The 22904-nt window shown below is 54.9% G+C and carries 30 protein-coding genes; 13 read left to right on the top strand and 17 right to left on the bottom strand.

Translation table 11 applies throughout. The annotated features are described in order from the left end of the window. The first annotated feature begins 431 nt into the window (after positions 1 to 431). The 3 genes from V8247_RS06195 (at position 432) to V8247_RS06185 (ending at position 2621) form a co-directional block, all read left to right on the top strand. Positions 432 to 767, top strand: coding sequence for a zinc-ribbon domain containing protein (locus V8247_RS06195; RefSeq protein WP_338736974.1), 336 nt, complete (start codon positions 432 to 434; stop codon positions 765 to 767). Positions 768 to 864: 97 nt separating this feature from the next. Then, a complete protein-coding gene (locus tag V8247_RS06190) occupies positions 865 to 1188 on the top strand; it encodes an RNA recognition motif domain-containing protein (protein ID WP_375340858.1) in 324 nt (107 codons plus the stop codon). 341 nt (positions 1189 to 1529) lie between these two features. Next, positions 1530 to 2621: a PilT/PilU family type 4a pilus ATPase gene (locus V8247_RS06185; RefSeq protein ID WP_338736972.1), complete on the top strand. Its 1092-nt coding sequence runs from the start codon at positions 1530 to 1532 to the stop codon at positions 2619 to 2621. Here the strand turns inward: V8247_RS06185 and V8247_RS06180 are convergent. After that, positions 2599 to 3045 (bottom strand): YkgJ family cysteine cluster protein, encoded by a 447-nt coding sequence (locus V8247_RS06180; RefSeq protein WP_338736971.1) that lies wholly within the window; start codon positions 3043 to 3045, stop codon positions 2599 to 2601. The two genes, V8247_RS06185 and V8247_RS06180, sit on opposite strands and share 23 nt — an antisense overlap. 121 nt (positions 3046 to 3166) lie before the next feature. Here V8247_RS06180 and V8247_RS06175 point away from each other — a divergent pair, with 121 nt between their 5' ends. Then, positions 3167 to 4027: a universal stress protein gene (locus tag V8247_RS06175; protein ID WP_338736970.1), complete on the top strand. Its 861-nt coding sequence runs from the start codon at positions 3167 to 3169 to the stop codon at positions 4025 to 4027. A gap of 356 nt (positions 4028 to 4383) precedes the next feature. On the opposite strand, the gene V8247_RS06170 is transcribed toward V8247_RS06175, so the two are convergent. Next, positions 4384 to 4959 (bottom strand): class I SAM-dependent methyltransferase, encoded by a 576-nt coding sequence (locus V8247_RS06170; RefSeq protein ID WP_338736969.1) that lies wholly within the window; start codon positions 4957 to 4959, stop codon positions 4384 to 4386. Further along, complete coding sequence (locus tag V8247_RS06165) at positions 4956 to 5114, bottom strand: hypothetical protein (protein WP_338736968.1); 159 nt, start codon at positions 5112 to 5114, stop codon at positions 4956 to 4958. The genes V8247_RS06170 and V8247_RS06165 overlap by 4 nt, the downstream gene beginning before the upstream one ends. Before the next feature lie 542 nt (positions 5115 to 5656). Between V8247_RS06165 and proB the strand changes: the two genes are divergently transcribed. The 3 genes from proB to V8247_RS06150 are packed head-to-tail and all read left to right on the top strand — an operon-like array spanning position 5657 to position 7384. After that, positions 5657 to 6775, top strand: a complete 1119-nt coding sequence (gene proB / locus V8247_RS06160) for a glutamate 5-kinase (RefSeq protein ID WP_338736967.1) — start codon at positions 5657 to 5659, stop codon at positions 6773 to 6775. A 16-nt stretch (positions 6776 to 6791) separates the two neighbouring features. Next, the gene (locus V8247_RS06155; protein WP_338736966.1) at positions 6792 to 7064 is read left to right on the top strand and encodes a hypothetical protein; all 273 of its coding nucleotides are present in this window, start codon (positions 6792 to 6794) and stop codon (positions 7062 to 7064) included. Then, a complete protein-coding gene (locus V8247_RS06150; RefSeq protein WP_338736965.1) occupies positions 7061 to 7384 on the top strand; it encodes a hypothetical protein in 324 nt (107 codons plus the stop codon). Before V8247_RS06155 ends, V8247_RS06150 begins: the two co-directional genes overlap by 4 nt. A gap of 129 nt (positions 7385 to 7513) precedes the next feature. Here the strand turns inward: V8247_RS06150 and V8247_RS06145 are convergent, their stop codons facing one another. From V8247_RS06145 to V8247_RS06120, 6 genes are all read right to left on the bottom strand, one after another. Next, positions 7514 to 7771, bottom strand: a complete 258-nt coding sequence (locus tag V8247_RS06145; protein ID WP_338736964.1) for an acyl carrier protein — start codon at positions 7769 to 7771, stop codon at positions 7514 to 7516. 18 nt (positions 7772 to 7789) lie between these two features. Then, entirely contained in the window at positions 7790 to 8200 is a 411-nt protein-coding gene (gene nusB, locus V8247_RS06140; RefSeq protein WP_338736963.1) for a transcription antitermination factor NusB, read from the bottom strand. A gap of 14 nt (positions 8201 to 8214) precedes the next feature. Next, positions 8215 to 8967 carry a 3-oxoacyl-ACP reductase FabG gene (gene fabG / locus V8247_RS06135; protein WP_338736962.1) on the bottom strand — a complete coding sequence of 251 codons (753 nt, stop codon included), beginning with the start codon at positions 8965 to 8967 and terminating at the stop codon, positions 8215 to 8217. Continuing rightward, positions 8958 to 9890 (bottom strand): ACP S-malonyltransferase, encoded by a 933-nt coding sequence (gene fabD / locus V8247_RS06130; protein WP_338736961.1) that lies wholly within the window; start codon positions 9888 to 9890, stop codon positions 8958 to 8960. The genes fabG and fabD overlap by 10 nt, the downstream gene beginning before the upstream one ends. Positions 9891 to 9926: 36 nt before the next feature. Next, positions 9927 to 10154: a 50S ribosomal protein L32 gene (gene rpmF, locus V8247_RS06125; RefSeq protein WP_338736960.1), complete on the bottom strand. Its 228-nt coding sequence runs from the start codon at positions 10152 to 10154 to the stop codon at positions 9927 to 9929. A gap of 79 nt (positions 10155 to 10233) precedes the next feature. After that, the gene (locus V8247_RS06120) at positions 10234 to 10662 is read right to left on the bottom strand and encodes a DUF177 domain-containing protein (protein ID WP_338736959.1); all 429 of its coding nucleotides are present in this window, start codon (positions 10660 to 10662) and stop codon (positions 10234 to 10236) included. A 137-nt stretch (positions 10663 to 10799) separates the two neighbouring features. Here V8247_RS06120 and V8247_RS06115 point away from each other — a divergent pair, with 137 nt between their 5' ends. The 3 genes from V8247_RS06115 to V8247_RS06105 all read left to right on the top strand — a co-directional run bounded on the left by V8247_RS06115 (position 10800) and on the right by V8247_RS06105 (position 14412). Next, on the top strand, positions 10800 to 12071 hold the full coding sequence (locus V8247_RS06115) for a glutamate-5-semialdehyde dehydrogenase (protein WP_338736958.1): 1272 nt from the start codon (positions 10800 to 10802) through the stop codon (positions 12069 to 12071). A gap of 52 nt (positions 12072 to 12123) precedes the next feature. Then, complete coding sequence (gene rph / locus V8247_RS06110) at positions 12124 to 12846, top strand: ribonuclease PH (protein WP_338736957.1); 723 nt, start codon at positions 12124 to 12126, stop codon at positions 12844 to 12846. A gap of 231 nt (positions 12847 to 13077) precedes the next feature. Continuing rightward, a complete protein-coding gene (locus V8247_RS06105) occupies positions 13078 to 14412 on the top strand; it encodes a hypothetical protein (RefSeq protein ID WP_338736956.1) in 1335 nt (444 codons plus the stop codon). 16 nt (positions 14413 to 14428) lie between these two features. Here the strand turns inward: V8247_RS06105 and V8247_RS06100 are convergent, their stop codons facing one another. Next, positions 14429 to 14929 carry a CinA family protein gene (locus V8247_RS06100; protein ID WP_338736955.1) on the bottom strand — a complete coding sequence of 167 codons (501 nt, stop codon included), beginning with the start codon at positions 14927 to 14929 and terminating at the stop codon, positions 14429 to 14431. A 77-nt stretch (positions 14930 to 15006) separates the two neighbouring features. Between V8247_RS06100 and V8247_RS06095 the strand changes: the two genes are divergently transcribed. Continuing rightward, positions 15007 to 15288 carry a DUF167 domain-containing protein gene (locus V8247_RS06095; RefSeq protein WP_338736954.1) on the top strand — a complete coding sequence of 94 codons (282 nt, stop codon included), beginning with the start codon at positions 15007 to 15009 and terminating at the stop codon, positions 15286 to 15288. On the opposite strand, the gene V8247_RS06090 is transcribed toward V8247_RS06095, so the two are convergent. Continuing rightward, positions 15285 to 16799, bottom strand: coding sequence for a PAS domain S-box protein (locus tag V8247_RS06090; RefSeq protein WP_338736953.1), 1515 nt, complete (start codon positions 16797 to 16799; stop codon positions 15285 to 15287). The genes V8247_RS06095 and V8247_RS06090 overlap by 4 nt on opposite strands. A gap of 46 nt (positions 16800 to 16845) precedes the next feature. Further along, a complete protein-coding gene (locus V8247_RS06085; RefSeq protein ID WP_338736952.1) occupies positions 16846 to 17385 on the bottom strand; it encodes a response regulator in 540 nt (179 codons plus the stop codon). A gap of 183 nt (positions 17386 to 17568) precedes the next feature. On the opposite strand from V8247_RS06085, the gene V8247_RS06080 reads away from it, so the two are divergent. Continuing rightward, complete coding sequence (locus V8247_RS06080) at positions 17569 to 18654, top strand: dienelactone hydrolase (protein ID WP_338736951.1); 1086 nt, start codon at positions 17569 to 17571, stop codon at positions 18652 to 18654. On the opposite strand, the gene V8247_RS06075 is transcribed toward V8247_RS06080, so the two are convergent. From V8247_RS06075 to V8247_RS06065, 3 genes are all read right to left on the bottom strand, one after another. Beyond that, positions 18630 to 18974, bottom strand: a complete 345-nt coding sequence (locus V8247_RS06075) for a DUF190 domain-containing protein (protein WP_338736950.1) — start codon at positions 18972 to 18974, stop codon at positions 18630 to 18632. The two genes, V8247_RS06080 and V8247_RS06075, sit on opposite strands and share 25 nt — an antisense overlap. Further along, positions 18974 to 19360 carry a fluoride efflux transporter CrcB gene (gene crcB, locus V8247_RS06070; RefSeq protein WP_338736949.1) on the bottom strand — a complete coding sequence of 129 codons (387 nt, stop codon included), beginning with the start codon at positions 19358 to 19360 and terminating at the stop codon, positions 18974 to 18976. The genes V8247_RS06075 and crcB overlap by 1 nt, the downstream gene beginning before the upstream one ends. Positions 19361 to 19449: 89 nt before the next feature. Beyond that, complete coding sequence (locus V8247_RS06065; protein WP_338736948.1) at positions 19450 to 19740, bottom strand: zinc-ribbon domain containing protein; 291 nt, start codon at positions 19738 to 19740, stop codon at positions 19450 to 19452. A 212-nt stretch (positions 19741 to 19952) separates the two neighbouring features. Between V8247_RS06065 and V8247_RS06060 the strand changes: the two genes are divergently transcribed. Beyond that, the gene (locus V8247_RS06060) at positions 19953 to 20576 is read left to right on the top strand and encodes a nucleoside monophosphate kinase (RefSeq protein WP_338736947.1); all 624 of its coding nucleotides are present in this window, start codon (positions 19953 to 19955) and stop codon (positions 20574 to 20576) included. Here the strand turns inward: V8247_RS06060 and V8247_RS06055 are convergent. Both V8247_RS06055 and V8247_RS06050 read right to left on the bottom strand, forming a co-directional pair. Further along, positions 20573 to 21181, bottom strand: coding sequence for a hypothetical protein (locus V8247_RS06055; protein ID WP_338736946.1), 609 nt, complete (start codon positions 21179 to 21181; stop codon positions 20573 to 20575). The two genes, V8247_RS06060 and V8247_RS06055, sit on opposite strands and share 4 nt — an antisense overlap. Before the next feature lie 122 nt (positions 21182 to 21303). Next, entirely contained in the window at positions 21304 to 22701 is a 1398-nt protein-coding gene (locus V8247_RS06050; protein WP_338736945.1) for a reductive dehalogenase, read from the bottom strand. Positions 22702 to 22904: the final 203 nt, after the last annotated feature.

Here is a 22904-nt window from a genome sequence, read left to right as displayed (position 1 = left end):
CAGATATAAATTGGGCTGAGTTTACCACTCAGAGGTGCTGAGTTCAATCTTGATTGAATCGTTTACATGAACTCAAACATATATCAAGATTAGTTATCAATTTCAGGATTTGCACTTTCGCATACAAGTTTTACAATAACAGATGTGTTATTAGATGGAGAGATCCTCGTCTTTCGCTGAGTATGATGCAGGGAAATAATTACCGAGATTGCTTCACCGTAGTCTCATAATGACTCATATGAGGGACCGCCGAAAGCGGTAGCGGCCTCTTTGCACGGGCCAGTCACCAGCATTTGCAATCCCCGTCAGGATGCTGTATAGTGAATACAGTTAGTTTAGGTTATTACACGAAATTCTGAATCGCCCTTAGATTCAAAAAGCATTGGATGACCAGCCCTAACGAGTATTAAAGAGAGGAGGTCATCCATACTATGGCTTTTCAACCCAAATCCTTAACCTGCAGCGACTGCGGCTCCACCTTCACCTTCAGTGTTGAAGATCAGGAATTTTTCGCGCAAAAAGGCTTCACCAATGAACCCAAACGTTGCCCCAGCTGTCGTACAGCCCGCAAGGCTGAACGCGGCAACAGCGGCGGTGGTTTCGGCGGCGGCTTCGGCGGCGGACGCAACAGCTTTGGCGGCGGTGCCCGGCAGATGTTCCCGGCCACCTGTTCCGACTGCGGCAAGTCAACCGAGGTTCCTTTTGAACCCCGTAACGGCAAGCCGGTTTATTGCAGCGACTGCTACCGCAAAGTCAACGCCCGATAATTAATCAGGTGTTAAACAAAACAGGCCGGAGAAATCCGGCCTGTTTTACTTTAATTCTCAACTGACAGTTTATCAGTTGAGATGTAGGAGAACCATCATGAGTACAATAAATATCTATGTGGGCAACCTGGCCCCCAGTGTAACCGAAAGCGAATTGCGCACCATATTTACCCGTTTCGGTGCGGTAACCCGGGTAATGCTTAAAAATGATCAGCACCTGGGCAACGGTCATGCCGCCGGATACGGCTATGTGGAGATGCCGTCAATCAACGAGGGGAATTCCGCCATCGCCGGATTGAACGGTAAAATCTTCCGGGGGAAAACGATTAACGCCATTGAGGCTATGCCGATATCATCCGACCCGATCAAAGAACGGCGGCGACGGGGGCGGGTAGTCACCGACACGTCTTCCGATAATTAACAAGTTATTCCGGCTGACAACTTTCAGGCATCGTGGCCTGTGAAAGCTGACACCTCTCCAAACCCGGTAGTTTCCTCCTTCTGAATAACCGCGGGTCCCCGCTATAACGTCTTGCCCGAATTTCAACGGTATTTTCATTTTTACCGACACACCTTATTGGCACCTAACGTATTTTACTTTAGTTTGACAGAGCGGAAAATCGGCTGATCGCTGACGAGATATGAGCCGCAACCGGCGATATATGTTGTCATTTTACCTGTATCTGTCCGGGACAAATATTTTTATCATATTTTTTTACAAAACCCCTTGTATTCCGGCCATTGGCGGACTACACTGGAAATATGGACGTTGTAGCGCTCATCCGGAAGGCCGGTGGGCTTCACGCCTCCGACCTGCAACTGGTCATTGACAGTCCGCCTCTGGTGCGGATTGACGGTGAGCTGGAACCGCTTGGCGACGAAAAGGAACTGGAGCCGCACGACATTGATGTCGCCCTGACTCAGTTAACCGACGAGGATCAGCGTCAGAAATTCCTGCTGACCAAAGAGTTGGACTTCGCCTATTCCCTGGATGACTTCGGGCGGCTCCGCTGTAATGTCGCCCGGCAGATGAACGGCATCAGTCTGGCCATCCGGATTTTACCGCCCCGAATCATGACCATTGACGAACTGGAACTACCTCAGATATTCAAAGAACTGGTCACCCAGCCCCGGGGACTGATTCTGGTGACCGGACCGACCGGCAGCGGCAAGAGCACGACGCTGGCGGCCATGATTCACCATATGAACCAGAACGGCGGCCGGCATATCATCACTATTGAAGACCCGGTGGAATACGTGCATCACCGCATCAAGTCAGCCATTACCCAGCGCCAGTTGGGCGATGATACAGAATCTTATACGGCGGCGCTCCGGCATGTGCTGAGGCAGAACCCCGATGTAATCATGCTGGGTGAGATCCGTGACGCCGATACGGCGGCGGCAGCCCTGTCGGTGGCGGAAACCGGGCACCTGGTGCTGTCCACCAGCCACGCACCTTCCGCGCCTCAGGCGCTGGAACGGATTATTGACCTGTTTGCACCGCATGAGCGCCATTTGGCCGAGGCCCGGCTGGCCTCACTCTTAATCGCGGTGGCCTGCCAGTCACTGGTGCCGCGGGCCGACGGGCCGGGCCGGGTGGCCGCGGTGGAAATACTCTTGGCCAATCCGGCAGTGAAGAACCTGGTGCGCGAAGGCAAAGTACACCACCTGCATAACATCATCACCACCCACCGGGAACTGGGCATGATTACCCTGGACGAAGCACTGGCTGACCTATATAAGGCCGGACAGATAACATTAAAATCGCTGTTCGCCTACTGCAATGATTCCAATGAGGTCAAAAAATACCTGAGTTCCCAGGCCGGCCGGGTCAATCACGACCAGCTTGAGTAGCGCCGCCGGCTAAATTTTTCAGGAGATTCTTAAACTCCGCCAGGTCCTTCGCCGTGCCGGTAAGGCGGCTTTCGGCGTCAACGCCCAGTTGCCAGTAACGCTCCAGGCCGGCCTGACAGTCACCTTTAGCCAGGTCCGCCTGCCAGTCAATGCAGGCCGCCGGCTTAAAAGGTTGAATGCGGCAAAAAAAGACCCGCCCGCCCGGTTGCGGTTCCAGAAAGACGCACCGCCCGCCGGTATGCCGGGCGATCACCGTGCGGACGCCGGGCCAGGCAGGGTCCAGATAATCACGCTCAAACTCCTCCCAGGTAAGGCCCAGCCGGGTTGCGATAGCCTGAGCTTCCGCCAGCGGCATCTGGACCTGGTATTTGGCACAGCAGACGCCGCAACAGAAACAGGTAATTTCGGAGGATTGAACCGTCATTTTATGTCATGTACTTTCTATCAAACGGGGTGATTAAGGCTATTATACGTTAAACTGGATATGCCGGCTAATTGGATAATGCTATACTAAAGCAGCATTAAAGACTCTTTGGAGGTCCGCCATGACACAGATCAAGCAGGTAGTCATCCCGCTGGACGGCTCGGAAGATGCCGAAATCACCCTGCCCTACGGGCTAGCGTTGATTGAGGCGCTGGACGCCAAAGTGGACCTGGTATCGGTTGATGAAGGCGGAGATACCGCCAATTTGTTCCAAAGCTACCTGGAATTACTAGCGCAACGGCTGGCCGAACGGTTCCCCGGACAGCAGAACAAATGGCAGACCCACCTGATCAGCGGCAAAGCGGTGGACGAGATTCCCCGCTTTATGCAGGAGCAGAATGCCGACCTGCTTATCCTTTCCGCCCACGGCGTTTCAGGCAAGGGGGCCTCTCAGATCGGCAAGACCGCCGGTAAAATGCTGACCACGGTGGAAAAACCGCTGCTGCTGGTGAAATCACCGGCACCGGATCAAAAACCGCTGATTAAAAAGATACTGGTGCCGCTGGACGGCTCCGGCATCGGTCAGGCTGCGCTGGACATGGTGGCCTACCTGGCACCGGCTCTGGGCGCGGAGGTGGTGCTGATTCAGGTGGTGGAACCGGTACGCTACATGCCCAGTATTGACGGTCTGGGGGCTTATACCCTGCCGATTAATGATGCCGAGATTGAAGAGGAAGCCACCGGCTTTCTCAACCGCCGAGCTGCGGAACTGCGGGAGAAGGGCATCAGCGTCAGCACCGTAGTCAAGACCGGCGCGGCGACAGAACTGATTAACGATTACGCCGCTGAGAATGGGGTTGACTTGATTGCCATGTCCACTCACGGGCTGTCCGGCCTGTCGCGCTGGGTATTCGGCAGTGTTACCGAAAAGATTGTGCAATACGGCACCCTGCCGGTGCTGGTGGTGAGGCCGGGAGCCTAGCGAAGAATATCTAAAACCTAATTTCTAAATCCAAAACAATATCTAATACCAAAATTACAATGATCTAAACTGACGAGCTGTCAGCTTTCAGCTTGTTTACCAGGCGGGCGAGGCATGCCTCGCCCCTGCGGAAATCTCAAGCTCCAAGCACCAAATAACAGCCAAAATCAAATACCCAAATCCGAATGACCGAAACGGGGGCTGGTAGCTATCAGCTTTCAGCCGTCAGCATTTAGTAGACAGTCAACAGTCAACAGTTTTCAGTGTCGGGGATGGCAGGCTAATACCCTCCGGATTGCCACAAGCAATGACGTCGGTGGGGGGGCTATCAGCTAGCAGCGGTCAACCATCAGCCATCAGGGTTTTTCAGCGGTACTGTAGTAATGCTTTGATGTCCAGTTGAGAAAGTTGAATTCAGTAAAGCCGGCCTCCCGAAACAGCCGGGCCGAACGGCAAGCCGAGACCCGGATGTGTTGCGGGGGACCGGGAGAATCAAATTCCGCTCGCCATTCCATCACCAGCAGCCGGCCGCCGGATTTTAACAGCCGGTAGGCTTCCGTCAGCAGTTTGTCAGGGGACTTGGTTTCATGCAGGACGAAGGCGGCCAGACAGAAATCAGCCATTCCGGATGCCAGGCCGGAGGCGGTGAAGTCAGCCTGAATCAGAGTTACGTTCGGCGGCGGGTGTTTACCTTTGATGACATCCAGTAATTCCCCGGAATCATCCACCGCATAGACTTGTCCGGTTGGACCGGCCAGTTCGGCCAGCGGCAGGGTAAAAGTGCCGGTACCGGCGCCGAGGTCCACACACACCATACCGGCTTCAACGCAGCCAACCTCGGCCAGTAATTCCGGTATTCGCAGTTCGGCGATCCGGTCGGGGTTATCCAGACGGCCGGACATTTTCACGCTAAAGTGGTTGTCCTGATTCATATGGCCTCCTTCCCGCCGGTGCGCTTTTCAACGCTGTGACGGTAGATAAGGGCAATGGATTTGCCGTGGTGGGTCATCCGGGAGTGCCGGGCGGCGCGTTTTTTGTCCCGGCGTTCCTGGCGGGTTTGGTATGATTTTTCTTCGGAATTACCCATAACAGGAATATTGTAAAGGAATATAACCTAAAATCATAATATCAAAGCTCTAAATACTAAAATTACAAAAGCCAAAGGGGTACTGGTGTTGGCAGACTGTTCTTGCAAGATTGCCACAAGCGCTGCGCGCTTTCGCAAAGACGATCGGATAGTTTTCAGTAGACAGTAAACAGTATTCGGGATCCCGTTCATGGTTCGGCAAGCTCACCACGAACGGAACGGAGTGCCTAATAGCGGTCAGCTTTCAGCTTTTTACCAGGCGGGCGAGGCATAGCCCGCTGCGCGGGAAATCCCAAGCTCCAAGCTCTAAATCCCAAACAATATCAAATACTAAAATCCATGGTAGCTATCAGCTTTCAGCTATCAGCGGTCAGCATGCAGTTTTCAGTAGACGGCAGTATTCAGGAGCCCGTTCATGGTTCGACAAGCTCACCACGAACGAAACTCAGGTGTTTTGAGCCTTTGGTATTGGGACTGCTTTGGCGGAGCCTCGCAATGATATTTGGAATCCTGTTATAATAGCGGACAAATCAGCTATTCAAATGAACGTAAAACTCTGTTACCGCCGCATCGTCATCAAGCTGGGCACTAACCTCCTGACCGGAGGCAGCGGCCGGCTTGACCAACTGGTCATGGGCGAACTGGTAGCGCAGATTGCCCGGCTGGCGGCCGGCGGGGCCGAAATTGCGGTGGTGACGTCCGGAGCTATCGCCGCCGGCAAGGAGAAACTGGGGTTATACAAAAAGCTGCGCGACATGCCCTACCGGCAGGTGCTGGCCTCGGTCGGCCAGAGCCGCCTGATGAATGTCTACGACGGCTTATTTAACGCCCACGGCCTGACAGTAGCCCAGGCGCTGTTGACCCGGACCGATCTTAACGACCGTTCCGGTTATCTCAATGCCCGCAATACCCTGCTGGCTCTGATGGAACTCGGCGTCATCAGCATCATCAACGAAAACGATGTAGTGGCCGTGGATGAAATTCAAGAAGCCAAGTTCGGCGACAACGACAATCTGTCGGCCATGGTGGCCAACCTGATTGATGCCGACCTGCTGTTGATGCTCAGCGATATTGACGGATTATATACCGGCAACCCGCGAAGCGATAAAAATGCCCGGCTGATTCCATTGGTGGAACGCATTACTCCGGATATTGAAGCACTGGCCGATGGCACCTGGAGCGACGCCGCCACCGGCGGCATGGTGACTAAGATTGAGGCCGCCCGACTGGCGACCGCCTCCGGAGTACGGGTGGTTATCGCCTCCGGCCGGGAACCGGACATCATCGGCCGAATTGTCGGCGGTGAGGCAGCGGGAACGCACTTCCTGCCTCAGGGAGAACCTGACGCCCGCCGGCGATGGCTGTTGTCCGGTCTGGCGGTCAAGGGCCGGGTAAGCATAGACGAGGGGGCGGCTCAGGCGGTGGGGCGCTGCGGCAGTCTGTTGCCGGCGGGCATTACCGGTGTGGATGGCACCTTCAAACGCGGCGACATCATTCGGGTGTTGAACAGCGAAGGGGTCTTACTGGGTTACGGCATCGCCAATTATGATGCGGCGGACACCGAGCGCATCAAAGGCCTGCATTCCGGCAAGATTGCCGAGACCTTGAGCCGCAGTTACGGCGCTGAGGTCATTCACCACAATAATCTGGTTATCTGTTAGAAGGGGTTTTTTAAGAATGGAAATAGGCAAACTGTACAATCACGGCGGCGGCGAACTGCTGGGTGAAGTGGAATACCGGCTGCAGAGCGACGATCAGAGCGGCTGGTGGGGCGAATTGATATTTATGGAATTCACCCGCGTTCCGGACGGCGCCGGTTATTATATTGAAATGGCCGACGGACGGCGCGGCGCCTGCTCTATCAAGAAACGGGTGAACAAAGCGGTTCACGGTATCCCGCCGCGCTATTATTACTACTTCCGGGGTGTCAGCCGTCTGGAAGCCGCATGACCGTCCAGTACAGCGGCGGCACCGCCCGGTTGTACGCCAAGGATATTGACAAGCCGGTAGCCGATATCCGCTACCAGATGATGTCCACCCAGGGCACCAGATTCACCCGCATGAAGTGGTGGGGCGATTTTGTGGCCAGCAAGGAACTGAAGAGCATGGGTGAGTTCGTCATGGAGTTTGAAGACGGCAGCCGCGGCGACATTTTTATTAGTTCTACCGGCCTGCCGCAAGGCAAAGCCGGACGCTACCAGTATTCCTTCAACGGCCGGGGGCGGCTGTCCGGCCTGCGCGGCCGTCAGAAACCTCAGATAGAGTTCTAGCGCCCGTCCGGTTTAACCGGACGGGCTTTTAATTCCAGAACAGCGGTACCGCGACCAGGGCCGGTCGCATCTGCACAAATTATTGAATGAACGAACAACCAACGAAACCGGTCAAAAAAAGGGGGCGGTTTAGTCGGTAACGCCTTTGCCCTTGAGGTATTCCACCACGTCCTTGACGGTCTTGAGGGTCTCGGCGTCCTCATCGGGGATTTCAATCTTGGCGGCTTCGGTAGAAAACTCTTCTTCCAGCGCCATGATCAGTTCAACCAGATCCAGTGAATCAGCACCCAGGTCATCGGTGAAGCTGGCTTCCATGGTGACGTCTTTTTCCTCAACGCCCAACTGTTCCACACCGATTTTCTTAACCCGTTCAAAAATTGCGGCCATCCATTTTCCTCCGTGTTATTACTCCCGCTGAGTCAGGGTAGATACGGTACTCAGCACCCCGTTTATAAATTTAGCGGAACTGTCAGCGCCAAACTCCTTGGCCAGCTCCACCGCTTCGTTTATGGCTACCCGTACCGGGACATTATTATCGTGTAAAACCTCGTATATTGCAAGCCTCAGGATGTTGCGGTCAACCGGCGCCATCTGTGTAACCGGATAGGCTGGCGCCAGCCGCTGAATGATGCCGTCGGCTTCTTCCAGATTTTCCAGAGTCCCGGTCACCATAGCGCGCGCCAGTAAGGCAATCTCCGCGGTAAGCTCCGCAGTCTCCAGTTGCCGGTCAATAACCTCTTCGGCGGGATGCCCGGTGAGGTCAATTTCAAAGAGGGATTTCAGGGCGACAATGCGAGCTTGATGGCGTTTGGGCATAACTTAAACCCCGATTAAAGGGTCATGCCGCCGTCAACGGTCAGTGTCTGGCCGGTGATGTAGCGGGCTTCTTCTGAGGCCAGGAAAGCCACGGCGGCGGCTACGTCTTCCGGAGTCCCCAGCGAGCCCAGCGGGATACGCTTGACCAGCGCTTCCCGGGCTTCCTCATTCATACCGGCCGTCATGTCGGTAACGATGAACCCCGGCGCAACGGCATTGACGGTAATCCGGCGGGAAGCCAGTTCCTTAGCCAGCGATTTGGTCAGCCCGATGATGCCGGCCTTGGAGGCGGCATAATTAACCTGACCGGCATTGCCGCTCAGACCGATGATACTGGAAATATTGATGATGCGGCCGCTGTCCCGGCTTTTCAGCAACGGTTTCAGAGCGGCGCGACAACAGAGATAAACGCTTTTCAAATTGGTGTCCAGCACGGCGTCCCAGTCTTCTTCACTCATGCGCAACAGCAGATTGTCCCGGGTGACGCCGGCGTTGTTAACCAGAATATCCAGCCGGCCAAAGGCGGTCACGGCTGACTCAATCAGAGCAGTCACCTCTTCAGTTTTGGAAACGTCACCGCGAACCGCCACCGCCTGACCGCCGGCCGCAGTAATTTCCGCGGCGACATTGGCCGCGCTGTCACTGAGTGAGTTCAGCACCATCGACGCGCCTTCCGCGGCCAGCCGCAGGGCAACGGCACGGCCGATACCGCGTCCGGCACCGGTGACGACGGCGGTCTTACCGGTCAGTTTTTTTGCTAATTCCACGCGCCCGCCTGCATATTCTTGATAGACTGAGCATCACCGATATTCATGGTGCGGACGTCCCGGCTGATGCGGCGAATCAAACCGGTCAGGACTTTACCCGGACCGATTTCTACGAAAGTGGTCACGCCTTCAGCAATCATGTATTCCACTGATTTCTGCCAGTAGACGCTTTCGGTCAACTGCTTAAGCAGTTCCGCCCGGATATCTTCGGCGGCGGTTATCGGCTGGCCGCTGGTATTGGCAATAATGGGCACTGCTGCGTCCTTGAACTCCAGCCGCTCCACCACTTTGGCCAGGCCATCAGCGGCCCCGGCCATGAGGGGGGTGTGAAAAGCACCGGACACCGCCAGCGGGATTACCCGGGCGCCTTTGGCGGTGAGGGTTTCCATGACTCCGGCCATATTCTCCCGGGCACCGGAAATCACCAGTTGGCCGGGACTGTTGTAATTGGCGATATAAATACCGCCGTTAGCGGCGATGACCCCCAGGTCAGTCTCACTGATGCCCATGACTGCGGCCATGGTACCGGGGGATTCCTGAGACGCCAGCTGCATCAAGCGGCCCCGCAGGGCGGCCAGTTGAATGGCATCGGCGAACTCCAGCGCCCCGGCGGCCGCCAGAGCAGTGTACTCACCCAGCGAGTGGCCGGCCACAAAATCCGGCTGCGGCAGTACTTCCATGTCCCGGGCCGCGGCCAGATAAGCCAGGCTGGCGGTGACCATCGCCGGTTGGGCGATGGCCGTTTCCTTCAACTTATCTTCCGGGCCTTCAAAACACAGTTTGGAAATGGCGAAACCCAGCCGGTCATCGGCAGCTTTGAAAACGGCGCGGGCGGCGTCAAATTCATCGTATACGTCCTGCCCCATACCGGGCGCCTGAGCGCCCTGACCGGGAAAGACGAAAGCCAGTTTAGGTTTGTCCACCGATATCCCCCTGAGCGTTACTGATGACCGGAACGATTATTGCTGTTCCTTGGCCTTCTGGGCTTTTTCAGCTTTTCTCTGGGTTTTGCCCTCAATGTCCAGAACAACGCGGCCGTTGTAACTGCCGCAAACGGTGCAGGCGCGATGAGGCAAGGTAAGCTGATGGCACTGCTTACACTCAACCAGTTGTTTTTCTTTCAGCGCCAGGTGACTGCGGCGATTGCCCTGACGAACCGGGGTAACTTTTCTCTTAGGTACGGCCATGGTGCTAGGTCTCCGTTTTCTTTTATTTCAATATTATTTTGACGAGTATTTAATATACCATAAATCCGGGGCTTCCGGCTCATGCAGGACCAGGCAGTATCCCCTGGCAATCCGGGCGGCACAACGGCTTCATGGGTTGGGACAAAATGAGGTACTGACGCACTGCCTCAGTTAAATCCAGCACATGATGTCCATCAATTATGAAGTCTCCGCCTTCTTCATCCGGCGCCAACGGCAGACCGCTGGTAACATCCATCAAGGGAAAAAATTCCTCATTGATGGTGAAGCTCACCCTGCCTTCAAACGGGCTGAGACAGCGGCAGCACTCCTGCGGCACCGTTGCCGCCAGATCAGCCTTGACCAGAATTGAACGGTTGGTCCGGGTCAGCAGTACCCGGCCGGTGACCCGGGTCGTCTGTCCGTCGTAATCCATCCGGTCATCAAGTTCATACTCCCTGGTGGTGCCGATGGGGGACTTCTCCAGTTGAGCTACGTTGAATTCCAGCACGTCGCCACCTCCACAAGTGGTCTATTATAGAAAAAGGGGCCGCTTTACGCAAACCTGACCCTCTCAGGCACGTTGCCGCATTGCCGGAACCGCCCCGTATAAACTATACTTGGCAGATAAATGAACGGGGAAATGCCATGACTGCTGAAGAAAAACTGCGGGACCAGGGCTGCCAGGCCAAAGCGGCCGGCGCCCGCCTGGCCTGTATGCCGACCGATATTAAAAACGCCGCCCTGCTGGCCGTGGCCGATGCGCTGGAACACAACGCCGGAGCGATTATTGAAGCCAATGCCTGGGATCAGGCCGAAGCGGCCGCCGGCGGCATGAACGCCGCCATGCTGGACCGCCTGATATTGGATGAAGGCCGGATCAAGGCTATTGCCGCCGACGTCCGCACCGTGGCCGCCCTGCCCGACCCGGTAGGCGAGATTTTTGACATGCGCACCCACGCCAACGGCTTGGTCATCGGCAAGAAACGGGTGCCGCTGGGGGTTATTGCCGCTATCTACGAAAGCCGGCCGAACGTCACCGTGGATATCACGGCGCTGTGCCTTAAGGCCGGTAATGCCGTCATTCTGCGCGGCGGTAAGGAAACCATTCACTCCAACCGCGTACTGGTCAACATCATTCATGACGCACTGACCCGCAGCGGCATCAGCCCGGAGGCCGTGCAATTCATTGATGACACCGACCGGGCCCTGGTGCCGGTACTGCTGCATATGAGCGACCTGATTGACCTGGTAATCCCCCGCGGCGGGGCCGGGCTGATCAAATCGGTAAAGGAAACCTCCACCATTCCGGTGGTGGCCGGGGGCATCGGCGTCTGCCACACCTATGTTGATGCTGCTGCCAAAATTAAGGATGCCGTGGCTATTGCTTATAACGCCAAGGTGCAGCGCCCGACGGTATGCAATGCCATGGACACGCTTATCGTCCATCAGGCTGTCGCTGAGGAGTATCTGCCGCTGATTGCCGCCGAATGGGCGCAGGCGGGCGTGGAAATGCGTTGTGATGAACGGGCGCTGGCCATCCTGTCCGGCCGACCGAACCTGAAGCTGGCAGCGGCGGAGCCCGATGACTGGAGCCGGGAATACCTGGCGCTGATTGCCGGTGTCCGGGTGGTGGATGACCTGGACGGGGCACTCCGGCATATCTCCGCCTATGGCTCCGGCCACTCCGAGGCCATTGTTACCGAAGATTATTCCAACGCCCAGCGTTTTCTCAACGAAGTGGACGCCGCGGCGGTTTATGTCAACGCCTCCACCCGTTTCACTGACGGCGCTCAATTTGGTCTGGGGGCGGAGATTGGTATCTCCACCCAGAAGATGCATGCCCGCGGACCGCTGGGGCTGAAGGAAATCACCAGCTACAAATGGCTGGTTTACGGCTCAGGCACCGTCCGCCCCTGAAGCTGAAGTTCCCGCACCAGAATTTTTTAATATTTGATTGGAAGGTAGTTTTATGTCCAGAATTGACGGCCGCGAAGCAGCGGTTTTACGCCCGATTACCATCACTCCCGGATTTCAGGCCTTTGCCGATGGCTCGGTGCTGATTGAACAAGGCCGCACCCGGGTAATCTGCTCGGTATCCATGGAAGAAAAGGTGCCGGGTTTTTTAAGGAATTCCGGAACCGGCTGGGTCACCGCCGAATATGCCATGCTGCCGGCGGCCACCTCTTCCCGGACACCGCGCGAATCAACCCAGGGCAAAGTGTCCGGCCGCAGTCAGGAGATTCAGCGACTGGTCGGCCGCTCTCTGCGGGCGGTTACCGATCTGGCGGGGCTGGGCGAGCGCAGTTTCACCGTTGATTGTGACGTCATCCAGGCCGATGCCGGTACCCGCACAGCCGCAATCAGCGGCAGTTATGTCGCCCTGTATCTGGCTTTTAACAAACTGGTCAGAATGGGGGTGCTGAAGAAGATGCCGCTGGTGACTCAGGTAGCGGCGGTCAGCGTGGTCATCCGAAATAATGCCATCCTGCTGGACCCGACTTATGCCGAAGACGGCGGTGCCGATGTTGACTTCAACCTGGTGATGAACTCCAATGGTGAGTTTATTGAAATCCAGGGGACCGCGGAACAGAAACCGTTTTCCCGCGACACCATGGACTCAGTGTTTAATCTGGCTGAAAAGGGTATCCGGGAAATCTTTGAAATACAGAACGCGATACTGGCCGGAATTTAGTCCCCAGCCAGTTCTTCCAGCAGCCATTCCAGCGCGGCATTGACCGCAGCGGTCCGGTTTTACAATAACTGAACTCATGTCGATTAGCAGCGGTGACGCTAAGGACGATAATTGCGTATGCCGATTTTTAGAATATAATATTGAAATAGAGTTAAGACTTAACGGAGTTTTCTAATAAATATTCTCAAATCCGCCAGCCCCAGAATCAGCCTTTTCTTTATTTCCATCATCTTGAAACTCGGCTATTCCTCACTGACCGGGGACACCTATTCCGTCACCCAGGCTAAATCAGCCTGGGGTATCGTGGTTTGGCTGCTATGGTTTGGGGTGTTATGGCTGGTCACCCTGCCGCAGACCGACGTCTATCTGCACCGATTTGCCAGTCGGTTACGGCAGACAGCCCAGGTCGCGGTGCTGGTGCTGGCATTAATCGGAGTTTCCATTGCCGGATCATACATCGGCTTAAAATCGGAAATCATCCATGCGGCTGATTTCCCCGAACCAATCAGCGAATTGTTGGCCTCGCTGGAAGCTCAACCCCGGTATTCCGATGGCGCGGCCCTTACCCATCAGGCGACCGAAAACTTCATGGAAGGTGAAAATCCCTACGCGGTATCCAACGTCCTGACGGCCATGGATGAATTTGAGGGACCCTATATTCACCTGACCCCGCTGCAGGCAGGGCGCTTTGTTGAGGTATTCCCCTATCCAAGCCAGGAACAATTGCTGGAACTCTGGAACGAATCAGCCCTGACGCCGGACACCATACCGGTTGAACTTGAATCCCGCCTTAACTATCCGGCCGGGTCTTTCCTGCTGACTGCGCCGTTCATGCTGGCGGGAATAGACACCTTACAAGTGATTTTGGCAATTTTCCTGATCGCTACAGCCGGATATGCCCTGTGGCGCATTCCTTCCAGAAACAGGCTAATCTTTGCGCTGGCGCTGGTGGTCAGTACGGAAATCTGGGTCTCCGGTATTATCGGATTGGATAAACGAGTCATCATACTGCCTTTTATGATGATGGGCTGGATATTAATTCCTGAAAAACCCAAAACCGCCATGGCATTGATCGGGGTGGCAACGGCAGCTTATCAAACCGCCTGGTTCCTGTTGCCATTCGCTGTGATTTACGTTTATCATCGTTGGGGATGGAGACAAGCTTTCAGAGGTGCGGCCATCGCCGCCGGTGTTTTTATTGCGTTCAACCTGCCGTTCATCTTCGCGGGTCCGGGACTCTGGCTGTCGTCGGTATTTGCCCCCATGGTTGACGAACTTTACCCCATGGGCGTCGGCCTGGTCAGCCTGGTAGAAACCGGAATATTTCACATCGGGTCTTCCACCTTATTCACCATTCTGGAGGCCGCCGCATTTGCCGGCGGGTTGTTATGGTATTTCCAGCATGGCCGAGGGCTGGCTGAAACGGGATTGTTGCTCTCAATACTGCCAATGTTCTTTGCCTGGCGCAGTCTCGGCAACTATTTTTTCTACGTTGACCTGATAATTCTGGCCGCTTTGCTGATTACCATGAAAACTGGTCGGCGACTTCAACCCGCGGCTGTTTGATTAGTGAAAACAGCGGTCAGGCCAATTCTTCCAGAAGCCATTCCAGCGCGGCATTGACCGCGGCGGTCCGGTTCTGCTGACGGGAACCCTTGAAAATATACTTGCGATGGCGAACGCCTTCGGCAGTGGCCAGACCCAGATAGAAAAGACCGGCTGGTTTGTTGTCATTGCCGCCGCCCGGACCGGCGATGCCGGTATCGGAAATACAGATATCCACCCCCAGGCGCTGACGGCCGCCGGCGGCCATTTCCTCGGCGACCCGGGCGGAGACGGCCCCGAAAGCCAGGAGGGTGGCGTACTTAACCCCGGCCAGACTCATCTTGACCTCGTTGTGGTAAGCTATGATACCGCCCCGGCAATAATCCGAGGCCCCGGGGACGCCAATAATCCGGGCGGCCAGCAGACCGCCGGTGGCCGACTCCACCGTACCGATGGTTAACCCCTTTTCCCGCAACAGCTTACCGGCCAGGACTTCCGGTTCTGAGAGATTCAATTCACCCTGCCCGTCATTTTTCATGTTGTGTTGATTATAACAGAACGGAAATTAAAGCTTGAATAACCGCCGCCGGTTGATTATGCTGAGTGTGAGATAAAATGTCCGCTGACGATAGAATCATCATCAATATCCGCGTGCAACCCGGCGCTTCAAAGAATGCCGTAGCCGGACGCGTTGGAGATTATTTCAAACTCCGGGTGACCGCCGCGCCGGAACGCGGTAAGGCCAATCAGGCGGTGGTTGCACTACTGGCGGACGTACTGGGTATTCCGAAGAGCAATATTGAGGTAATCCGGGGGCAGACCGCGCGTCAAAAAGCGATAGCTGTCAGCGGCTTAACCGAAGCGGAAATCATGGCCCGGCTGGCGGGCGAGGACTAGCCTTCGGATGCGCGGTCTGCTTCGGTTTCCAGCGGCAGTGAAATGGTAAAGGTGGTCCCTTCACCCGGTTCGCTGGCGACGCTGATCCGGCCGCCGTGCTCTTCAATAATACCGTGGCAGATAGACAGCCCCAGCCCGGTGCCGCCCTCATCACCCCGGGTAGTGAAAAACGGGTCAAAAACCTTTTTCAGGTCACGCGGTTTAATGCCCGGGCCATTGTCGGCAACGGTAACCACGATGTAGCCGTCCATCTCACCGGAAGAGATGTTCAGCCGATCCCCCTTGCCTGAGGTGGTGATGGCCTGCTCGGCGTTGATTATCAGATTCACAAAGACCTGCTCCAGCTGGTAATAGTCAGCGCTGATGCCGGGCAGGTCGGCAAAATGGGTAACCACCTGAATGCCAAGCTGTTTGAGTTCATATTCCCGCAGTTCCAGTGATTCCGCCAGTATCTCGTTAACATCCACCGGTTCCTTGCGCGGCTCCCGCTGGCGGGCAAAGGTCAGCAGATTCTGCACCACCTTGGCTGCCCGCTGCGCTTCTGAATGAATGCGCTTGAGGTCGGTCGTCATTTTTTCATCGCTGGATTTACGAAGCAGCCGCTCAGAAAAGCCGATAATGCCGGTCAGCGGATTATTGATTTCATGGGCGACGCCGGCGGCCAGTTCGCCCACCGAGGCCAGCCGCCCCGAAAGATTAAGCTCCGATTGAAGCTGCTTTTCGCGTTCCGCTGCTTCAACGCGCTCACTGACATCCCGGATAAACGCCCAGTAGTAGCCTTTATCGCCCAGTTGGATGAAACTTAACAGCACCTCAACCGGCAATACCCGGCCGTCGTTGCGCCGGTATTCCGTATTCCACACCAGCGAGTCTGTTTGCTTCAGGTCCGCCAGCTTCTTCTTCCAGTCCCGTTTGGCAGTCACGGCATCCAGATCCTGAATGGATTTGGACATTAAAACACCGATATTATAGCCGAACATGCGGGTGGCCGCGCCGTTAGCGTAGAGAATGGCGCCCTTTGCATCCAGCCAGAAAATGGCTTCGCCGGCGTTCTCCACGGCAAAACGGGTCAACCGCCCCATTTCCTGGGCGGTTTTAAGATGGGTAACCTCCACCATGGATAACAGCGACAGATCGGTCCCGGGAAACACCGCGACGTTGATTTCAATGTCATGGCCGGCACCGTTCCGGTCGGTCAGAATAAACTCGTAACGCTCCGGGGCAAGCCCCGGATGGCTGCGCCGCAGATTGTGATACTCCTGAGCCTTGCGGCGGTCATGTTCAGCGACGAACTCAAACCAGGAATGTTTGCCTTCAATATCCCGAACGCTCAAGTCCACCAGTCTGGCCAGGGTTTCATTGGCCATCACGATGATGCCTTCTTTATTCAGAATGGCTTTGGCGGTACCGGAGCGCTCAAACATGGTACGGAACAGAATGGTGGGGTCACTGAGCAGCCGCTGCTCAATCTCTTCCCGCGAAAACTGGTTTTTATTACCGTTACTGGTCATGGGCCGAAGTGGTCCTCCGTGAAATAATGCATCCTGAAAGGCTGTTTCAGCTACGGTCTATGCGGATGAAACTCTTGACCGCGTTCAAGACGTCAGCTTCACCGAAAGGCTTGTTCATAACGCCGAAGGGGCCCTGGGACAGCGCCTGGGCCATATTTTCGCTATCCGGAAAACCGGTGATAATGGTGACCGGTAATTCCGGATCAATGGTGCGGATTTTTCTGAGAACATCGGCACCGTTCATACCCGGCATCTTGAGATCCAGGAAGACCAGCGCAAAGTCCTTGGCTTTGATATATTCCAGCGCTTCAGCGCCGCTGCCGGCGGTGACAACATGGTGCCCGGCGTCTTCCAGAATATCCCGGAAAAGGTCCCGGATGGTTTGGTCATCGTCAATGACCAGGATAGAGGTCTTGGCCCCGACCGCTGTGGATTTCAGCCACTCATCAATGGCGGCCTTGTCAAAACGCCAGCTGTGGCTGACCTTCAGCGCCGGGATGGTTCCCTTCTGTAACAAGCGGTACACCGTTTTTTGGGTTACCCGCAGGTAATCTGCGACTTCTCTAACCGTCATAAGCTCAGGCATCTCAAGGCCTCCTCAACCGTCTAATATTGGAAATATATCCAGCCCTGAATATACTATTTTAGACAATTTGCGTCAAGCGCTAACCAGGTTTTAATTCTTTACCTCCGCCGTCCGCGATAGTACCCGCGGCATACTCAATCGTACCGGATGTCAGCCGGGGGACATTAGTGATATAATTATCACATGAAGTTACCTTTGGTATTAGGTCTGGCGGCGACAGAGCGGCTGGCGGTCATTCTGGCAGTGCTGCTATTGCCTCAGCTCGGTCCGGCGGCAGGAGAGTATCCGGTTCCGGAACGGACCTACGATGTCGGCATCCATACTCTTCAGTTTGACTACACCGACCCTGAAGGCGTTTCAAAAACCTTTGACGCCGCGGTCTGGTATCCGACATCTGATGAAGTCTTTGAATACACCTACAGCAACGGCCCCAAAAGCTACCTGGCGGAAGACGGCGCGGTGGCTGAGACCGGAGGACCTTTCCCGCTGATAATCTTCAATCACGGTTTTAACGCCAGTGAAATGCAGTCTTTGTATCTCAAGGAAGCCCTGGCCGCGGAAGGCTACATCGTGGCTTCGGTGCATTTTGATGACAATATATGGTCCGGATTTTTTGACCTGCTGAAGCTGGGGAACTTACAGAACAGCAACGGGGTAGACGACTATGTGCATCAGGTATATGAGAAGTATTTTAATACCTACCGTTTCCCCATCGCCGAAGCCTTGTTGGAATATATGGTTCAGGAAAATGGCCGCGAGGCTTCGTTGTTTGCCGGTAGTATTGATACCGGTGCCATCGCTATGGGCGGCCATTCATTCGGCGGTCTGACCACGCTGGGGTTGATCGGCGGCAGCAACGACCCGTCCCGACTGGATAGCCGCATCAAAGCCGCACTGATGCTGTCTGCCCCTTCCTACCCGTTTGAGGATAATTACGGCAATGTGCACATTCCGATCATGTCCATGAAGGGTGAACTGGACGTATTGCTGAACCGGCCGGAAGACAATTTCTGGTACCTCAACGACGGGGTTAATCCGCCTTACTACGACCTGGTGGTCAAAAACGCCGACCATTTTACTTTTTCTGAAACCGACTCAGGCCTCGGCTGGGTCCCGGCGGCTATTGATGAAGACTCCCAGCTGCAGGTGATTATCACATACTCGCTGGCGTTCTTTGACCTTTACCTGAAAGATGATACCGCGGCCGCCACAATCCTGGCCCAAACCTCACCGACTCTGGCCAGTTATATCTCTGAAACCGGCCCGTAGCGCAATACCCTGACTTTTTCCATGGTTATCAGGCCGTCACCCATCAAGGATTCAATTTGCGGCAGGACCGCATCCAGGTGTAGCTGAGAATCAACTACTTCCACGACCACCGGTAAATCCTGGGACAGCCGCAGCAGGTGCGTAGAGTGAATGTGACTGCGGGCGCCGTAGCCGGTGATACCCCGGAGTACCGTGGCGCCGGCCAGACCTTTTTCCTTGAAAAGTTCGGTCAGCACCAGATACAGCGGTTTACCGTGAGCAGTATCAGACTCACCGATAAAAATCCGCATCAGGACCTGTTCGCCTTCTATTTTCCGCATCAGGCACCTCCGCCGATTAATTTTCCGAGATAAACGCCGGCCAGTACGGCGATAATGCAAATAGTCACGTTAGCCAGAATATTCAGCAGCGCCGGACCCCAGGCTCCGTCCTGTATCATCTGCACGGTTTCATAACTGAAAGTAGAAAAGGTGGTAAAAGCACCCAGGAAACCGACCGCTACGGCGGTGCGGACATTCGGTGAGAACATATCGGTGGCTATACCCAACTGCATCACCAGGCCGATGGCCAGGCTGCCCAGCACATTGACCACCAGAGTGCCGTAGGCAAAGCTCTGGCCCAACAAAGCATAAACCGAACCGGATAAAGCGTATCGGGAGACCGCTCCCAATGCTCCGGCGACGCCAATCATCAGTACAATATTCATAACGCTATTTTATTGATTTAAGCCGGGTAAAAGCAAAGCCGGAACCCTGAGTCAGGGTTCCGGCTGTCTTTAACATTATTTTATTCTGTTTATTCGGTCTTGGATTTAGCAAAACAGTCACTGCAATAGACCGGGCGACCGTTGCGGGGCTCAAAGGGAACTTCGGTTTCCTGGTTGCAGGATGCACACACCGCGGGGAACATCTGGCGAACTCCGCCCATCCCGGCTCCACCGCGAGTCTGCTTTCGGGTCTGCCGGCAGGTCGGGCAGCGCTTGGGCTCATTGGTGAAACCCTTTGACGCAAAGAATTCCTGTTCTGAGGCGCTGAAGATAAAATCGGTGCCGCAATCAGCGCATTGGATGGTTCTGTCTTGTGCCATGGATGACTTGTGCTCCTTTTTTGTTTATACTTTGGTTTACGGTCTGGTCATCCGGATCACGGGACAAACCACGGTGAATTGGAATACCATCTTTCAACCGCCCTAGAGTATGCCACGGCGCAAGCTGAGTGTCAAATACCAACAGGATTGGACAGCTACGCCCGGCAAGGCCACGGCGTACGGGCGGCAACCGGCCGACCAAGGAGATCCAATTGGCTTTACCGACTGCGATATTGATACTGGGACCGACCGGGTCCGGCAAGACCCCGCTGGGGGAGTTGCTGGAGGTCAGGGGCGTCCACGGACACAAAGCCCGTCACTTTGATTTCGGCAGCCGGTTGAGAAACTATGCTGCGAGACCTTCCGGGATACTCACTGAAGAGGAACTGGCGGTAGTACGGGCATCGCTGAGCAGCGGGGCACTGCTGGAGGACCGGCACTTCGGCATTGCCGAGAAACTGCTGACCGGGTTTATCGCGGACGGTCTGAACCCGGCGACCGACATCATCATCATGAACGGATTGCCGCGGCACACCGGTCAGGCGGCGGCGCTGGAGAAACTGCTTCACATCAATACGATTGTGGTGCTGGACGGTACACCGGAGATAGTCTTTGAGCGGATTGCCCGGGATACCGGCGGCGACCGCCGGGAACGTTCAGATGACGAGCTGGCGCAGGTCAAACGGCGACTCACCATCTTCAACGAACGGACTCTGCCGCTGCTGGACTATTATGAAAGCAAGGGCCGGGCCCGGATAATCCGTCTGCCGGTCGGTGCGGCGACCACGGCGGAAGACGCCTTAAAGGCGCTTAACGAACGACTGACTGACTTTTAGCCCGCCGCAGTCCCTGATTTTTCCTGAAGCCGTTCCACCAAAAGGTCCGGCCGGTCGGCATTCAGGAAAATGGTGCTGACCGGCTGGGTCGGGCGGCGCCATAACTCCGGCGTTACCGGCTGCCGCAGGGACAGCTTAATGCGGGTGGTGCTGCCGACGCTGAAATAGGCGATGGGGGCCCGGTCGTCAAATTTCAGGCCGTCACCCCCTTGCGCAATCCCCTCAAGGCTTAATTCCGCCGTCTCAATATCGGCATAGGGAATATTGACCGAGGCCAAAGCGCCGTAGCGAATAATGAAAGCGTCCGCTCCGAGCTTATGCGGCAAGGCCACCATGGAGGCGTACAAACCGACCGTCCAATACAGACCGTAGATTGCCGCAATACTGAGAACCCAGGTCAGCCAGTCCTGAGACAAAATAACCGCCAGCAGGACAATGGCCACGGGAGTCACGAAAATCAAGGCGAAGGTCAGGGCCATGGCGGCGGATTTCTTGTGGTAGGTGTATTCATCCGCCGCCAGACGATCCTGCTGAAAAATCCATTTGATGAGGTAATAACTGAGTTTCAGTTCAACTGACAACACTCTGGAGAGTTTTGACGGCATAATCCCTCCAACGAACCAAATAAATTCAAGACCACGGTTATCTTAACCTGATTACGGTAAATCAGCAAGAAAAAAGGGGGCGGCTCATATGAGCCGCCCCCTGGAAGACCGGATATGCCGAATTAGAACAGGTAGGTCGGGTCAAACTGGAAGGTGGGAACTTCATGAGTCCACCAGACATCCGGATTGCGGGTACCATAACCAAACATTTCTTCCATGTCAGCAAAAAAGCCATTGAAAATGGGAGTAATAGACTGGGTTGTTCTGACGATATTATGGATTACCGCCTCATTACCACCATTAAATACACACGTGCCGTGGCAACCCTTGCAGCGCGGGCAACGGAAGTTGAAAAGCCTCCAGCCCTTGTAACCGGCAACATAGTTCTTGACTTTTTCTTCTTCAGGGCTCTCATGTTCCCACATTTTATCACCCAGCGGCATACTGCCGTATGGACAGTTATCGGCACAGGTCATGCAGTCCACGCAGAAGCGGGCGATGCCGGCATCATACGGTTTGGTGGGCGACAGCGGCATATCGGTGATAACACGGCCCATCCAGCGGAACAGGTTGCCGTGAGAGTAAGAGGTGCCTACCATGGCGGAGCGGGAATGTTCGGTGGTACCGGCAAAAGCGCCGACACCGGCCGCGGGGGTGAAACCACCGGCTTCAATGTGCATGAAGCCCATGGAACCCAGAAAGTAATGGACGTTTGCGGATACTTTTTCACCGTGACAATAACCTGAATAAGTGGGACCAGGCGCTTGTCTAACGTGGTCGGTCGCCTCCAGACAGGCGTAATTAATAAGGTATCTGGCGGTATTAGGGATCACATATTCCGAACCAGTGTCTTCAGGTTTGGCGGCATCTTTAAAATTATAAGGTTTACCAGAGGATTCGTTTTTATAGACCAACTTCTTGCCTTTTTCCGTCAATTCCATGACCCGGATGCGAGTGGCACCAAAGAACTTGAAGGCATTGGTGATCGTTTGAAGATTTTCTTCCGGGGTTCCTTGCCACTTTGTCATATTGCGGTCTTCAGGAGTCTTAATAGTTAATCCGGAATAGTTACCAGTAAAATCAGGCCTCCCAAGCCGACGGGAAGCTATGTTAGCATCAGCCAAGGAGTAATCTCTTAGGCTCGGTCCTTGATAAGAGGGGAATTTCTCTTTCATGTACTCAATATCGCGCCCATTCTTCTTCATGTCAATGTATTTTTGAATTTCCGGGTGAAGGGCACCATGAGCAGCGTTGGTAGCGGTCAAACGTCCTTTTACGCCCAGAACAGAAACAGTCCGGTCAATACGATCAAAAACGTTCCAATCAACTTCCAAGGTGGGATCATCATATTCCCGCTCCTTGACATACCAGGGGTGCTTGAACTGGGCTGATGAGCTGGTAACTTCATCCAGGTCATGCCAGACCGGAGCTACGGCTGCGGCGGCACCAAGGCCGGCACCAGCGAGGCCGATGCCCTTCATGAAGTCCCGGCGGGACACCGTTGTGTGAAAATTGGTCACTCTATTTTTCCTCCATTTAATTTTTCTGATACCCGGCGGACCACAGCCGTTACCAGGTCGCCCTTAGGGGCAATGAATAATATATCCGATGTTACGACCAATTACTATCCGCCATTTGACGTATTTATTATTAGTATATATTTACCTAGTGTTATTTTCCTTAATTTACAGTCTTTTTGTCTTCCTACCGCATGCGGATTAAA

Origin of the sequence: Dehalogenimonas sp. W (assembly GCF_037094495.1) — a bacterium.
GTDB classification, from domain to species: Bacteria; Chloroflexota; Dehalococcoidia; order Dehalococcoidales; family Dehalococcoidaceae; genus Dehalogenimonas; species Dehalogenimonas loeffleri.
Note: the sequence above shows the minus strand (reverse complement) of the source record. Positions and strands in the feature narration are given on the sequence as shown.

Bases quoted from the DNA above. Each gene is read 5' to 3' on its own strand.
- V8247_RS06165 (WP_338736968.1), bottom strand. From the start codon at position 5,114: ATGGGTAATTCCGAAGAAAAATCATACCAAACCCGCCAGGAACGCCGG.
- V8247_RS06065 (WP_338736948.1), bottom strand. From the start codon at position 19,740: ATGGCACAAGACAGAACCATCCAATGCGCTGATTGCGGCACCGATTTT.
- V8247_RS06150 (WP_338736965.1), top strand. From the start codon at position 7,061: ATGACCGTCCAGTACAGCGGCGGCACCGCCCGGTTGTACGCCAAGGAT.
- crcB (WP_338736949.1), bottom strand. From the start codon at position 19,360: ATGAATATTGTACTGATGATTGGCGTCGCCGGAGCATTGGGAGCGGTC.
- V8247_RS06080 (WP_338736951.1), top strand. From the start codon at position 17,569: ATGAAGTTACCTTTGGTATTAGGTCTGGCGGCGACAGAGCGGCTGGCG.
- V8247_RS06055 (WP_338736946.1), bottom strand. From the start codon at position 21,181: ATGCCGTCAAAACTCTCCAGAGTGTTGTCAGTTGAACTGAAACTCAGT.
- V8247_RS06170 (WP_338736969.1), bottom strand. From the start codon at position 4,959: ATGAATCAGGACAACCACTTTAGCGTGAAAATGTCCGGCCGTCTGGAT.
- V8247_RS06175 (WP_338736970.1), top strand. From the start codon at position 3,167: ATGACACAGATCAAGCAGGTAGTCATCCCGCTGGACGGCTCGGAAGAT.
- V8247_RS06115 (WP_338736958.1), top strand. From the start codon at position 10,800: ATGACTGCTGAAGAAAAACTGCGGGACCAGGGCTGCCAGGCCAAAGCG.
- rph (WP_338736957.1), top strand. From the start codon at position 12,124: ATGTCCAGAATTGACGGCCGCGAAGCAGCGGTTTTACGCCCGATTACC.
- V8247_RS06090 (WP_338736953.1), bottom strand. From the start codon at position 16,799: ATGACCAGTAACGGTAATAAAAACCAGTTTTCGCGGGAAGAGATTGAG.
- V8247_RS06180 (WP_338736971.1), bottom strand. From the start codon at position 3,045: ATGACGGTTCAATCCTCCGAAATTACCTGTTTCTGTTGCGGCGTCTGC.
- V8247_RS06145 (WP_338736964.1), bottom strand. From the start codon at position 7,771: ATGGCCGCAATTTTTGAACGGGTTAAGAAAATCGGTGTGGAACAGTTG.
- V8247_RS06195 (WP_338736974.1), top strand. From the start codon at position 432: ATGGCTTTTCAACCCAAATCCTTAACCTGCAGCGACTGCGGCTCCACC.
- nusB (WP_338736963.1), bottom strand. From the start codon at position 8,200: ATGCCCAAACGCCATCAAGCTCGCATTGTCGCCCTGAAATCCCTCTTT.
- V8247_RS06085 (WP_338736952.1), bottom strand. From the start codon at position 17,385: ATGCCTGAGCTTATGACGGTTAGAGAAGTCGCAGATTACCTGCGGGTA.
- V8247_RS06185 (WP_338736972.1), top strand. From the start codon at position 1,530: ATGGACGTTGTAGCGCTCATCCGGAAGGCCGGTGGGCTTCACGCCTCC.
- V8247_RS06190 (WP_375340858.1), top strand. From the start codon at position 865: ATGAGTACAATAAATATCTATGTGGGCAACCTGGCCCCCAGTGTAACC.
- V8247_RS06100 (WP_338736955.1), bottom strand. From the start codon at position 14,929: ATGAAAAATGACGGGCAGGGTGAATTGAATCTCTCAGAACCGGAAGTC.
- rpmF (WP_338736960.1), bottom strand. From the start codon at position 10,154: ATGGCCGTACCTAAGAGAAAAGTTACCCCGGTTCGTCAGGGCAATCGC.
- V8247_RS06095 (WP_338736954.1), top strand. From the start codon at position 15,007: ATGTCCGCTGACGATAGAATCATCATCAATATCCGCGTGCAACCCGGC.
- V8247_RS06075 (WP_338736950.1), bottom strand. From the start codon at position 18,974: ATGCGGAAAATAGAAGGCGAACAGGTCCTGATGCGGATTTTTATCGGT.
- V8247_RS06155 (WP_338736966.1), top strand. From the start codon at position 6,792: ATGGAAATAGGCAAACTGTACAATCACGGCGGCGGCGAACTGCTGGGT.
- proB (WP_338736967.1), top strand. From the start codon at position 5,657: ATGAACGTAAAACTCTGTTACCGCCGCATCGTCATCAAGCTGGGCACT.